This window comes from Paraburkholderia sp. CI3, from assembly GCF_050436505.1.
GTDB lineage: Bacteria > Pseudomonadota > Gammaproteobacteria > Burkholderiales > Burkholderiaceae > Paraburkholderia > Paraburkholderia tuberum.
In genome coordinates, this window is sequence record NZ_JBNDMI010000004.1 from 253,451 (window position 1) to 267,242 (window position 13,792).

A 13,792-nucleotide genomic window follows, 5' to 3' on the forward strand; every position below is an offset into this window, starting at 1 on the left:
GCGGGGGTGTGTTTGGGGGCCGCGCAACCGTCAAACCATCTCCGCCGCGTCGGCCATGCGCACGATGTCGTTCACGTGCGTGCCGATCCGCGCGCCTTCGACGCCATAGATATGCAGCGACACCGCCGGCGCATCACTGCTGTTGCCAAGCCGATGAATCGCAGCACGGCCGCCGCGCACGAACGACACTGCGCCGCGTTTGCGCGTCTGAGCGCGCAGCGCGCTCGCGCATTGATGCGCGTCGTCCCATTCGAAGACCGTTTCGCTCAGCTTGCCCTCGACCACCGCGTAACCGCACCAGGTGTGATGCGCGTGCACGGGGCTCGCCTGGCCGGGCTGCCAGACCAGCGCGGCAATCGCATAGCGGCCTTGCGGATCGGCGATGAGCAGATGGCGCCGATAGGTGTCGGCGGAACCTTCGCGTTGCATCGGTGCGAGCAGCGCCGGGTCGGCGGCCGCCTCGGCGAGCGCGAGCCGCATGGTGCGCGCGAAGAACGTCGAATGCGACGGCTCCGGAAATTTCGCGCAGGCTTCGAACATCGCGTCGAGCGTGTCGCACAGGCGCTCGAGCGGTGTGCGCCCGATCTCGTCCAGCGTTTGTGTCGGTAACGCGGCCGCTTCAAGTCGGGCCGGGTCCGGCAGCGACTTCAGGTAGTCGGGAAGGTGCTCGAAAGCGGGGGCGCGAAGGTCGTCGCTCATGGTCTTATTGCAGCGCGGGCGCTGCTGTTCGGCAATTTTCGGTATCGATATTTATACCGGTTTTCCCGGAGAAAGAGTTTCCATATAATTCCCTCGACCGTCAGAAAAGTAGAATAATTTCCTATGAGGGGTGGTGGTATGAGTATGGATATCATCGATCGGAAGCTGCTCGAATTGCTGCAGGCAGACGCGACGATGCCGATCGCCGAACTCGCGCAGCGCGTGAACCTGTCACAGACGCCTTGCTGGAAGCGGCTGCAGCGCCTGAAGGAGGCGGGGGTGATTCGCGCGCAGGTGGCGCTGTGCGACGCGCGCAAGCTCGGGGTCGGAACCACGGTGTTCGTGGCGGTGCGGACGAATCAGCACACGGAGACATGGGCCGCCGCATTTACGCAGGCGGTGCGCGATATTCCGGAAGTGGTCGAGGTCTACCGGATGAGCGGCGAGACCGACTATCTGTTGCGCGTGGTGGTCTCCGATATCGACGACTACGACCGGATCTACAAACAGTTGATCACGGCCGTGCCGCTGTACGACGTGAGTTCGAGCTTTGCGATGGAGCAGATCAAGTATTCGACGGCGTTGCCGGTGCGGCCGGCTGTGACTGTCACAAATAACGGCTGACGCGCGACAAGCGATGGGGCGGTGACGAACGAACGGAACACGGGTTCGCTACGATGGCGACGTGGTCGATGCATTTAAGGCGACGGGAGAGCACAGACCAAAATCACCAGCAGCGACACGAGGCAGACCGGGTGCCGTCAGGAGCGCCGCTTGCTGCCTCGACAGTAAACGCGCCACAGCGCATCCGTACTGCTCCCCCGGCTGCAAGCCGCGTGCAAGCCCACGGGGCGTAGAATGCCGCCTTCTCCGACCCATCCGCGACTGCGTCGCGAATCGAGCCCGCTTCATGACCAGACCGCCGCGCAAGAAGAATCCGACCTTTGGCATCTCCGTCTTTATCGTGGTGGCGATCCTGCTGGTGATTGCCACGCTGTTCTATAACGCGATCCGCGAAAAGCACGAGTTCGACAGCCAGTCCACGCAGGTGCCGCCAGTGGCTTCGCAGGCAGCCGCGGCGGCCACCGCGATGAAACCGGCGAGCGGCGCCGCGCAATAACGCCCGCGCGCTTCCTGCCTCACTCCTCCGGTAGCCGGATCATGCTCGCGTCTTTGCGAATCTGCGCGGACGCTGCGAGCATCTGCTTGCATTGATGCACGAGCAGCTTCGTGTCATGCACGGCATCGGCCGTATAGTCCGGCGATTTCTCCGTTTCGACGACCATCGCATCGAGCTCGCGACTCATCAGTTTGATCTGCTCGCCCTGCTCGGCGGGCAACGCGGTGCCGGCTTCGGCGGCGCTCAGGTTGTCGCGCACGAGGCTCAAAGCGCGCTGCAGCGGCTGTAGCGAGATATCCTCGACCTGGTGCTGCTGTTGCGCGGAAGTGCGCAACAGTGGCGCGGCGGCCGTGATCTGCGACGCGAGCACATGGCTGCGCACCAGCAGACCGTTCAACTCCGGCACGAACTTCTGCGCGGACTTCGGTTCGAGCATCATCCGCTGGAACGCCTGACCGAGATTCGCGAACGCAACGTGAACGTTCTTGCGCGCGAGCCGATAACGGTAATCGCGGTCGAGCGCGGTCGCCGCGGCGGCAGCGGCGGCCGATGCACCGCTTGCCGGCCGCGCGGTCGCGTTGCGGATCGTGGTGGCGTCATGGCTGGCCTCGCCCGCGTTCGCCTCGGCATTGGCGTCGGCGACCGGATGTGCCACGCCGGCGCGCCCAGCGCCGCGTGCACCGACGCCACTCGCCACTTCGGCTCCGGCACCGGCACCGGCACCGGCGCCGGCGAGCGCCGGGCCGCCAAAGCCGATCGCCGGATCCGCCATCGCCGCCGCCGGCGCGCGCGCGCCCGCTTCGGTCACGGCCGCGACCACCGCCGCGGCCGGTTTACCGCTCCACCACCAGCTCGCTTCGAGATACTGCCGCGTCGCGCTGATCATGTTGTTGACGAGCTTGCCCATCAAGCGGTACTCCCAGTACGGGAACAGGTGGCTCGCCGCGATCGCGATCGCGCAGCCGACTACGGTGTCGATCGCGCGCTCGCCGATGATGCGCATGCTGCCCGGCGCGAGCAGATGGAACAGCAGCAGCACATACGATGACGTGAACACGACGCTCGCCGTGTAGTTGAACAGCAGCAGGCTGTAGCTCATCACCATCGACGCGAACATCACGACCATCAGGATGTGCGGCTCCTTCACGAAGATGATCAGCGTGATGCTCGCCGCGCAGCCGATCAGCGTGCCGATGATCCGCTGCCCGTTGCGCTGCTTGGTCAGCGAGTAGCCGGGCTTCAGAATGATCACGGTGGTCATCACGATCCAGTACGCGTTCGTGAGCGGCAGCAGGCGGCCGAGCCAGAAGCCCACGGCGACCGCGATCGTCACGCGCAACGCGTGTCGAAAGCTCGGCGAGGCCATCGTCAGATTCGACAGGATCTGCCCGAACGGCACGCGCCGGCTCGACACGAAGCGGCTCAGCGCCTGGTCGATGCGCAGTTCGGTTTCGGTCGGGCTCGGCTCGGTGGCAAGGCTTCGGCGCATCTTGTCGATCAGCCGCGTGGCGCTCCAGATGCGGCGGAAATTCGACGACACGGCCGAATACGCCTCCGGGTTCTGCGTCGGCAGCTCCTGCTTGCGCATCAGTTCGATTTCATACTCGATCGCGCGCAATTCCGCCTTCACGTTCACGCGCATGCGCGGCGCCTGGTTCTGCAGCACCGCGAGGCCGATCTCCTCGAGATCTTCGGCCGCCTTGCGGATCAGATCGCGATAGAACACCAGCAGATCGGAGCCGCCGAACGTGCTGCGCACGAGCGGGTAATCGGTTTGCGCGCCGACGAACAGCTCGTGCAGATCGACGCTATTGATGAACAGGTTGTAGAGCATCGCGCGGCGTGGTTCGAGCTTGCCGCGCTTCAACTTGGGCAGATTGCGCAGCACCATGTCGCGCGCGGCGTCCTGGCGATCGACCGCGGAGATCTGCTTGTCGACGAGGTTGCGATAGCACTCATCGAGATCGTTGTCGAGATCGTAGAAGGCGGCGCGCGCGAGCAGATAGTCTGCGCACGCGAACACGCTTTCGGCGAGCGCCTGCTGCTCGATCCGATGCATCATCCAGCGGCTCACGAAGGTCGACCAGTACGTGTACCAGAGGCCGCCGAGCAGGATCCACGACGCGTTGACGAGCGCCTGCAGCGGCGTGAAGTGTTCCTCCAGCGTCATGATCATCATGAACAGCGTCGCGAAGCTGATCTGCGGCCAGCGATTGCCGTACACGACGATCAGCGACAGCACGAACGTGAGCGGCACGACCGTGCACCACAGCGCGATCGGATTGACGGTGGCGAGGCCGGTGGCGAGCGCGGACAGAAAGCCGATCACCGAGCAGGCCAGCATCTCGTTGTGCTTGTACTTGAGCGGGCCCGGCATGTCGACGACGCAGGCGCCGAGCGCGCCGGTCGCGATCGTGAAGCCGAGGTCACGATTGTGAAACACGATCAGGCACAGGATGGCCGGTAACGACACGCCGACCGCGATGCGCAGGCCGCCATAAAAGTACTGGCTATAAAGGAATTTTCTTATTTCGACCGAATAGCGCATCGACTACCTGAATCCATTCACCGAGAAAACCGCAGTTGGAAAGACAGCGCGAAACTGCCGTCGAGTCTAACTGATTTTGCGCGCGTTCTGACCTCGTCCATTCGGCGAGGTTATGCCCTGGGGATGGGTTTGTTATGCTGTCGCTTCAATGTCCGCCGTGGCTCGCGCGCATCGCTCGCGGGCCATCAGCGTGCCAAATGTGATCTGGAATCCATGCTTCAGCTCTTCTACTCGAACCGCTACGAAACGCTGGTGGGCGCGCTGCTCGGCGACCTCGCGCAATCGCCGTCCGACCCGTGGACCGCGCGGCCCGTGATCGTGCCGAGCGCGGCCGTGCGCCGGCGGCTCGAGCTCGATATCGCCGCGCGCCAGGGCATCTGCGCGAACGTTAACTTTGGTTATCTCGCGCAATGGCTGTGGGCGCAGATCGGCGGCGTGATCGAGGTGCCGAAGCATTCGCCGTTCGCGCCGGACCGGCTCGTGTGGCGCTGCTACCGGCTGCTCGACGACTCAGACGAAGCGCTGCCGTGGAACGCGTCGCCGCGTCTGCGCACCTACCTCGATGCGGCCGACGCGTCGATGCGCTACGAGCTGGCACGGCGCGTCGCGACCGTGCTCGATCACTATCTGACCTATCGTCCCGAATGGCTGCTGCAATGGCACAAGGGCGGCTCGATCTTCGCGAGCGGCGCGGCTGACGACACCGGTCCGCGTCTGACCGGCGCGAGCGACGCGGCGCGCGAGGACGAGCGCTGGCAGGCGGCGCTGTGGCGCGCGGTGCTCGCCGAGCTCGCGCAAGCCGGCGGTCATGCGCAAACATCCGCGGCCGCGCTGCCGCCCGCGTATCGGTTCCTCGATGAAATCGCGGCGCTCGATCTCGAGGCGATCTCGAACGCGCGATGGCCCGAGGCGGTCAGCGTGTTCGCGCTGCCGACCATGCCGCCGCTGCATATCGCGTTGCTGCGCGCGCTGTCGCGCTGGATCGACGTGCGTCTGTACGTGATGAACCCGTGCCGCGAGTTCTGGTTCGACGTGGTCAGCGAAGGGCGCGTGCAGGCACTCGACGCGGCGGGGCAGCTCGACTATCAGGAAGTCGGTCATCCGCTGCTCGCCGAATGGGGCCGCCAGACTCAGGCGCAGCTGCATATGCTGCACGAGCTGACCGAAAGCGCCGCATCGGCCGAGACCGGCGACTTCACCGAAAACCCGGAGCCGAGCTGGCTCGCCGCCGTGCAGAACGGCATCCTCGCTTTGCGTAATGAGGCCGATGCCGACGAGTTGCCTATCGAGCGCGGTATCGAGGTGCACGTCTGTCATAGCCTGTCCCGGCAGCTCGAAGTGCTGCACGATCGCCTGCTCGGCTGGTTCGACGAATTCGACGATCTGCAGCCGTCCGACGTGCTGGTCGCCGTGTCCGATCTCGCGGCGGCCGGTCCGCTGATCGATGCGGTGTTCGGCACCACGCCTGCCGGCGACACGCGCCGCATTCCGTACCGCATTACCGGCCTGCCGCCGTCGCAGGCCAATCCGGTCGCGCGTCTGTTGCTCGACTGGCTCGCGCTGCCCGAGCGCAGCGTCGGCGCGCCGGATCTGATCGAATGGCTGCGCGTCGATGCGGTCGCGGTGCGCTACGGCATCGATGCGAATTCGCTCGAAGCCGCGCAGGAATGGCTCGCGGCCGCCGGCGCGCGGCGCGGGCTCGCGCCGCTCGAACCGTTGGGTGAACACGTGCCGGTCGCGCGTCATACGTTCGCCGATGCGCTGACGCGCCTGTACCTCGGCTACGCGATGCCGGCGGGCGGCGAACCGGTCGATGCGTGGCTGCCGGTCGAAGGCGCGGGCGGTTCGGATGCTGAACTGCTCGGCCGTCTGTCGCGTTTCGTCGACGACATCGACAGCTTCGCGGCGAGCTGCGCGATCGAGCGCACGCCGTCCGACTGGTCGCAACTGCTGCTCGAAACGCTCGGGCAGTGCTTCGACGGCGGCGTCGAGTTCGCCGATTCGCTCGCGGCCGTGCGCGACGCGCTCGATGCGATGAGCGCCGCGATGCAGGCCGGCGCGCATGATGTGTTGCTGCCGGCGTCGGTGGTGCGCACCGCGCTCACCGAAGCGCTCGACGACCCCGCACGCGGCGGCGTGCCGTGGGGCAGCGTGACGTTTTCTTCGCTGACGAGCTTGCGCGGTTTGCCGTTCCGCGTGGTCTGCCTGCTCGGCATGGACGACGGCGTGCTGCCGTCGCTCGCGCGTGCCGACGAGTTCGATCTGATGGCCGCGTTTGGCAAGGCCGGCGACCGTCAGCGCCGCGACGACGAGCGCAATCTGTTCCTCGATCTGCTGCTCGCCGCGCGCGAGCGGCTCTTCATCGCCTACACGGGCCGCAGCATTCGCGATAACGCGCCGCTGCCGCCGGCCGCGCTCGTCGATGAACTGCTCGATCACCTCGCGCAGGTGTCGGCGGGCGAGGACGCGAGTCCGGCCGAGGTCGACAGCGCGCGGCGCGAGTTCATCGTCGAGCATCCGTTGCAGGCGTTCGCGTCGGATTACTTCGCGGCGAAGCCCGACCTGTTCACCTACGACGCCAATCGCGCCGAGCTGGCCACGCTGCTTGCCGAACCGCAGCATGCCGCCGCCACGCCGTTCTTCGATCAACCGCTGCCGCCGGAAGATATGCACGAGGTGGAGTTCGACGATTTGGTGCGCTTCTGGCGTCATCCGGCGCGCGCACTGCTGCGCGACCGGCTCGGAATCGCGTTGTCGGATGCGCAGGGCGAGTTGCTCGACACCGAGCCGTTCGATCTCGACTATGCGGGCCGCGACGCACTCGCCGAGCGCCTGCTGCCGGTCCTGCTAGACGCCGGCACCGACGACGAGGTGATCTATAGCCGCGTGCAGCGCGTCGCCGAGGCGAGCCCCGAGTTGCCCGGCGGCGCGACCGGCGCGGTCTGGCGCGCGCGCGAGCTGTCCGCGCTGCGGCAGTTGGCGCAAAGCGTGCGGCGCGAAGTGGCCGCGGGCGTCGAGCGTTTGCCGTTCGTGCTCGACGTCTCGCCGCGCTGGCCGCAAGGCGGCGATGGCACCGACAGCGCCGTCTCCCTGTTTGGCGACTACGACGCGCTGTTGCTCGAGTCCGCCGAAACGCCGCTGCAATTGCGCGGCACGTTGAACCTGCTGACCGGAACGGGACAAGTGATCTTTCGTTATGCCAAAGCCAGCGCGCGCGACTATCTGTCCGCGTGGCTCGCGCATCTGGTCTATTGCGCGGCGCAGCCGGACGGCCCGCGCCGTACCGTATGGCACGGCAGCGGCGAGAGCTTCGAGCTGGCGCCCGTCGCGGCTCCGCTCGACGAACTCGCGCCGTTGGCTGCGCTCTTCAATGCCGGCCGCCGGCTGCCGCTGCGCTTCTTCCCGAAAAGCGCATGGGCGCGGCTCAGCGAAAGCGAATCGGCGGCGCAAGGCGTATGGGTCAACGACCGCGTGCGCGGCGAATCCGACGACCCCGCGTTGCGCATCGCGCTGCGCGGCACACCGCTCACGCTCGACGAGCCGTTCGGCAGCCTCGCCGCGATCGTTTTCAAGCCACTGATCCAGCATTTGCGGAGCGCCTCATGAGCGACGCGCTGCGCCATCAAAGCCTCGCCGCCGACGAACTCGACGTGTTCGCATGTCCGCTCGACGGCGTGAACCAGATCGAAGCGTCGGCGGGCACCGGCAAGACGTGGAACATCTGCGCGCTGTACGTGCGGCTGCTGCTGGAAAAGAACCTGAACGCGGATCAGATTCTCGTCGTCACGTTCACGAAGGCCGCGACCGCGGAGCTGCACGAGCGCATACGCGGCCGTCTCGCGGAACTGCATCGCGCGATCGAGATGGACGACGACGGCGACGATCCGTTCATCCGCCGGCTGTTCGAAACGACGCTCGCGCCGGAGCGCGGTATCGAGCGCGAGGCCGCGTTGAAGGTCGTGCGCCGCGCGCTGCGCACGTTCGATCAGGCCGCGATCCACACGATCCACGCGTTCTGTCAGCGCGCCTTGCAGGAAGCGCCGTTCGCGGCCGCGATGCCATTCGCGTTCGAGATGGAAGCCGACGACGCGGCGCTGCGTTTCGAACTCGCCGCCGATTTCTGGCGCGAGCAGGTCGAGCCGGTCGCACATGCGCATCCGGCGTTCGCCGCGTGGCTGGTGGCCAAGCGCGCCGGTCCCGCGTCGCTCGACGAGCAGCTGGCCCGGCGCCTGAAAAAGCCGCTCGCGCAATTGCGCTGGGGCAGCGTCGACGCGGACGGCGCAAGCGCCGATCCGCAGGCCGGCTTCGATGTCGCGTGCGCGATCTGGCGGGCCGAACGCGACGCGATCGTCGCGCTACTGGCCGAGGCACAGGAGCGCCTGAGCAAGACCACGCACAAGCCCGATCACGTGAGCGCCGCGATCGCCGCGTGGACCGACTACTTCGCGCAGGGCGACTGCCATGCGCCGCCGCCGCGCGCCGCGCTGAAGCTGACGGCATCGGCGTTGAAGAAGGCAACCAAGGTCAAGTTCGAGCCGCCCGCACATTCGTTCTTCGAGCATGCCGACGCGCTGGCCGCGGCCGTGGTCGCCGCCGAGGCCGCGCAGCGCGCGCGCTGGCTCGCGCTGGTGCAGACATGGCTCGACTACGCGCCGGCCGAGTTGGTGGCGCGCAAGCGCACGCGTCGCGTTGTATCGTTCGACGATCTGCTCGCGAATCTGTATCGCGCACTGGCCGCGCATGCCTGGCTCGCCGATGCATTGCGTAGCCGCTATCCGGCCGCGCTGATCGACGAGTTCCAGGACACCGATCCGCTGCAATTCGCGATCTTCAGCCGCATCTTCGCGCCGGCGGGACCGCTGTTCCTCGTCGGCGATCCGAAGCAGGCGATCTACAGTTTTCGCGCGGCGGATCTGCATACGTATCTCGCGGCGCGCGAGTCGGCGTCCGCGTGCTACACGCTCGCGGTCAACCAGCGTTCGACCGCACCGATCGTCGAGGCGTGCAACCGGATCTTCGAAGCGAACCGCCAGGCGTTCGTGCTCGACGGGCTCGACTATCAGCCAGTGCGTGCGGGCGAGCGGCGCCGCGCGCCGTTTACCGATCCCGACGCGAGCGGCGGCGATTTCCGCATCTGGACGTTGCCGCGCGGCGCAACGCCGCTGGACAAACGCAGCGCGCAGCGCGCCGCGAGCGAAGCGTGCGCGGCCGAGATCGTGCGGCTGTTGCGAGGGGCGCGCGAAGGTGTCGTGACGATCGGCGACAAGCCGCTCGCACCGGGCGATATCGCCGTGCTCGTGCAGACACACAAGCAGGGCAGCCTCGTCAAACGCGTGCTCGCGGCGTGGGGCGTCGGCAGCGTGGAGCTTGCGCAGGCGTCGGTGTTCGCGACGCTCGACGCCGAGCAGATCGAGCGCGTGCTGGCCGCCATCGACACGCCCGGCGATCTGCGTCGCCTGCGCGCCGCGCTCGCCACCGACTGGCTCGGGCTCGATGCCGCCGCGCTGTGGCGTCTCACGCAGGTCGCCGATGCGCCCGCGGCCGCGGCCGTTGACGAACCCGCGCCGGCGCTCGACGCCGCCGACGCGATGGGCTGGGTCGAGCGTTTTTCGCGCTACCGGATGCTGTGGCACGAACGCGGCTTCGCGGTGATGTGGCGCACGCTGGTGCGCGAGCTGCGCGTCGCGCAGCGGCTCGTCGCGGGTGTCGACGGTGAGCGTCGGCTGACCAACGTGAACCATCTCGCCGAGCTCGTACAGGCGCGAGCGGCCACCCAGCCCGGCATCGCGCCGACCTTGCGCTGGCTCGCCGCGCAGTGCGAGCAGGGCGGCGGTGAAGAGGCACAACTGCGGCTCGAGTCGGATCGCAATCTCGTGCAGATCGTCACGGTCCATAAATCGAAGGGACTCGAATACGCGGTCGTGTTCTGTCCGTTCCTGAACGATGGCGGCTTGCGCGAGCCGCCCTCGTCGGGCTTGCCCGACGCGCGCGAGTATCACGACGACAGCGGCGACGCGGTGCTGCACTACGGTTGCGACGAAGAGGAAGCCGAGCGCGCCTCGCGTTACGCGGTGCGCGAGCAGGCGGCGGAACGCGCGCGGCTCGTCTATGTGGCGCTCACGCGCGCGGTGTATCGCTGCTATCTCGTCGCGGGCACGTATCTGTCGTCGCGCTCGACGAAGGAGTCACGGCGCAGCGTGCTGAACTGGCTCGTCGGCGGCAGCGGCCACACGTTCGACGCCTGGCTCGCCGAGCCGCCCGACGAAGCCGCGCTCGCGGCGAGCTGGCAGGCGCTCGCGGGCGGACCGGTCACGTTGCGGGCGCTGCCCGAAGTGACGCGCCGCGTGCCGCTCGAAAGTCTGCGGGATCAGGGCGCGCATCTGCACGCGCGCGCGAATCGGCGGCCGTTGCGCGATCAGTGGCGCATGGCAAGTTTCAGCGGCCTGATCGCGGCCGGCGGCAGGAGCGCGGATGCGCACGCGCACGCGCCGCAGGAAGACGTGCGGCCCGACCACGATGAAATCGCCGACGCGCTACCCTCCGCGCCGCTGCTCACGCCGCTCGCCGCGTCGAGCGCCCCGGCGCATGCCGACGACGACATCCTCGCGTTCCCACGCGGCGCGGCGGCCGGCGATTGCCTGCATCGGATGTTCGAACTCGCCGATTTTACCGAGGCGCGCACCTGGCCCGACGCGATCCGCGGCGCGCTGCGCGAACGTCCGGCGCCGGCCGCGCCCGAGCTCGCCGTGCGCTTGCCCGCGATGATGCATCGGCTGATCGCCGACGTCGTCTCGACCGAACTCGTGCCGGGCATGACGCTCGCGCGGCTCGATCCGCGTCGGCGCCTGAACGAACTCGAGTTTCTGTTCGCGGCCCCGTCGCTGGATTTTCCGGCGCTGCGCAAGCTGCTGATCGAATACGGCTATCCCGACGTCGCGCTGGAGCCCGGCGTGCTGCGCGGGTTCGTCAAAGGATTTATCGACATGATCGTCGAGCACGACGGCCGCTTCTGGATCGTCGACTGGAAGTCGAACCATCTCGGCGACACCGCCGCCGACTACGCGGCCGCGCCGCTCGAAGCGGCGATGACGAGTCACGCGTACCACCTGCAGGCGCTGCTTTATACGGTCGCGCTGCATCGCTATCTGAAGACGCGCGTGCGCGACTATGCATACGACACGCATATCGGCGGCTACCTGTATCTGTTCGTGCGCGGCGTGCGGCCCGACTGGCGCGATGTCGACGGTGCCGCCGGTGTGCACAGGCGGCGTGCGCCGTTCGAACTGGTGGCGCTGCTCGACGCGGCGATGATCGGAGGTGGCGCATGAGCACGCCCGGCACGCTTGATGAGCGCGCGGCCGCGCCGCTCGGGCTCGAAGACATCGGCGTCAACCTGCCCGCACCGGCCGATTTCAGCATCGCGCTCGCCGAAGGGTTCGCGCGCCGTATCGGCATGCTCGCGCGGCGCGGTGGCGCATCGACCGAGGTGGTGAAGTGGGCCGCGCGCGGCGCGTTCGCCGCGAGCCGCGCGACCGCCGAAGGGCACGTGTGCGTGCCGCTCGCGACGCTCGCGCGCCGCTTCGACGCGTCGAGCGCCCAAGTGCGCGCGGCGCTGCTCGCGAGCGGCATGGCAAGCGATGGCGCGGCGGGCGCGGCGGCGTTGCGCCCGCTCGTGATCGACGCGCAGGGGCGTCTCTATCTCGCGCGCTACTACGACTACGAGCGGCGCCTGGCCCACGCCCTGGTCGCGCATGCGACGGGCGAGGCGAGCACCGCGAAGGCCGACGCCGACACCGCCCCCGCCGCTTTGCGCGAACGCCTGCTGCGCTACTTCGGTCCGCCGCGAGACGACGACGTCGACTGGCAACGCGTCGCGGCCGTGATGGCGCTGTCGGGGCGGCTGACGATCGTCAGCGGCGGCCCGGGAACCGGCAAGACCACGACCGTGGTCGGCGTGCTTGCGTGTCTGCTCGATGCGCGGGCCGATTTGCGCATCGCGCTGGCGGCGCCGACCGGCAAGGCGGCGCAACGGATGCAGGAAGCGTTGCTCGCGCGCGCGGGCGACCTGCCGCCCGAACTCGCCGCGCGTTTGCCGCAGACGTCGTACACGCTGCATCGATTGCTGGGGTCGGGGCCGGGCGGGCGCTTCCGGCATCATCGCGATAATCCGTTGCCGTATGACGTGGTCGTGATCGACGAGGCGTCGATGATCGACGTGGCGATGGCCGCGCATCTGCTCGACGCGATCGGGCCGCGAACGCGGCTCGTGATGCTCGGTGACAAGGACCAGCTCGCCGCGGTCGAAGCCGGCGCGGTGTTCGCCGAACTCAGCGCGCAGCCGGCGTTGAGCGCGCGCGGATTGCAATGGGTCGCGCAGGCGCTCGACATCGACGAGGCGCGGCTCGCGCGGGCTTTGCCGCGCGCGTTGCGTGAAGTCGATGAAGCACCGTTGGACGATTTATGTGCGCCGCCCGAGACGCCGCAAACCTTCGAGTCACCCGCGTCGGGCGATCTGTTCGGTGAAGGCGTGACATCGGCGACTGGCGAGCAGGGGGATCGCGATAAGCGATCGGCGATCGAACGCAACCCGCTCGCGGACTGCGTCGTCTGGCTCGAGCGCAACTACCGGTTCGGTCTCGAGTCGCCGATCGGCCGTTTGTCCGTCGCGATTCGCAACGGCTCACCGAGCGCGGCGCTCGACGTATTGCAGATCGACCCGACCGAGGTCTGCGCCGCGGCGCTGCACGAGGACGCTCACACGACGCTGGCCGAGCGCACCACCGCAAGACTTGCCGGTGGCTTCGCGCCGTACGCCGACGCGCTTGCCAAGGCGCTCGCCGTCGATACGCCCGATCCAGTGCCGCTCTTCGACGCGCTCAACCGCTTCCGCATCCTCTGTGCGACGCGGCTCGGACCTCGCGGCGTCGATCAGGTCAACGCGGCGATGGCGGCTGAGGTGCGCCGCGCCGCGGGCGTCACGCTCGCGGTCGGCGCGCAGTGGTTTGCCGGACGTCCGGTGATGGTGACGCGCAACGATTACGCGCTGGGTCTGTTCAATGGCGACATCGGCATTGCGCTGCCGGGCGCGGGTGGCGCGCTGCGCGTGTACTTCCGCACCGGCGACGGCGGTGTGCGCGCGGTGTCGCCGGCCGCGCTGCCGCCGCACGACACCGCGTTCGCGCTGACGGTCCACAAGTCGCAAGGTTCGGAGTTCGAGCAAGCGGTGCTGGTGCTGCCGTCGGCGTTCAGCCGGGTGTTGTCGCGTGAGCTCGTGTATACGGCGATTACTCGCGCGCGCGAACGCGTCGTGGTGATCGGCGCGCGGGCCGTGCTCGCGCAGGCGATCGCGACGCCGACGCAGCGTGATTCGGGGCTGGCCGCGCGGATTGCCGAAGCATCGCGTTGATCGCGCGGCAGCAGGCAGA

Annotated in this window: 7 protein-coding genes; 5 read left to right on the forward strand and 2 right to left on the reverse strand. The window is 68.0% G+C overall.

The window, feature by feature from the left end; all coding sequences use genetic code 11:
* Positions 1-30: 30 nt before the first annotated feature.
* The gene (locus OKW29_RS22660; RefSeq protein WP_429292689.1) at positions 31-699 is read right to left on the reverse strand and encodes a cysteine dioxygenase; all 669 of its coding nucleotides are present in this window, start codon (positions 697-699) and stop codon (positions 31-33) included.
* A 138-nt stretch (positions 700-837) separates the two neighbouring features.
* On the opposite strand from OKW29_RS22660, the gene OKW29_RS22665 reads away from it, so the two are divergent.
* Both OKW29_RS22665 and OKW29_RS22670 read left to right on the forward strand, forming a co-directional pair.
* Positions 838-1,323, forward strand: a complete 486-nt coding sequence (locus OKW29_RS22665; RefSeq protein ID WP_090804098.1) for an Lrp/AsnC family transcriptional regulator — start codon at positions 838-840, stop codon at positions 1,321-1,323.
* A gap of 286 nt (positions 1,324-1,609) precedes the next feature.
* A complete protein-coding gene (locus OKW29_RS22670) occupies positions 1,610-1,819 on the forward strand; it encodes a hypothetical protein (protein WP_184029963.1) in 210 nt (69 codons plus the stop codon).
* A 19-nt stretch (positions 1,820-1,838) separates the two neighbouring features.
* Here the strand turns inward: OKW29_RS22670 and OKW29_RS22675 are convergent, their stop codons facing one another.
* Positions 1,839-4,367 carry an FUSC family protein gene (locus OKW29_RS22675; protein ID WP_429292690.1) on the reverse strand — a complete coding sequence of 843 codons (2,529 nt, stop codon included), beginning with the start codon at positions 4,365-4,367 and terminating at the stop codon, positions 1,839-1,841.
* Positions 4,368-4,580: 213 nt separating this feature from the next.
* Between OKW29_RS22675 and recC the strand changes: the two genes are divergently transcribed.
* Genes recC through OKW29_RS22690 form a run of 3 tightly spaced genes read left to right on the forward strand, consistent with a single transcriptional unit; the run spans position 4,581 to position 13,773 of the window.
* The gene (recC, locus tag OKW29_RS22680) at positions 4,581-7,973 is read left to right on the forward strand and encodes an exodeoxyribonuclease V subunit gamma (RefSeq protein ID WP_429292691.1); all 3,393 of its coding nucleotides are present in this window, start codon (positions 4,581-4,583) and stop codon (positions 7,971-7,973) included.
* Positions 7,970-11,695 (forward strand): exodeoxyribonuclease V subunit beta, encoded by a 3,726-nt coding sequence (recB, locus tag OKW29_RS22685; protein WP_429292692.1) that lies wholly within the window; start codon positions 7,970-7,972, stop codon positions 11,693-11,695. Before recC ends, recB begins: the two co-directional genes overlap by 4 nt.
* Complete coding sequence (locus OKW29_RS22690; RefSeq protein ID WP_429292693.1) at positions 11,692-13,773, forward strand: AAA family ATPase; 2,082 nt, start codon at positions 11,692-11,694, stop codon at positions 13,771-13,773. Before recB ends, OKW29_RS22690 begins: the two co-directional genes overlap by 4 nt.
* The last annotated feature ends 19 nt before the right edge of the window (positions 13,774-13,792 follow it).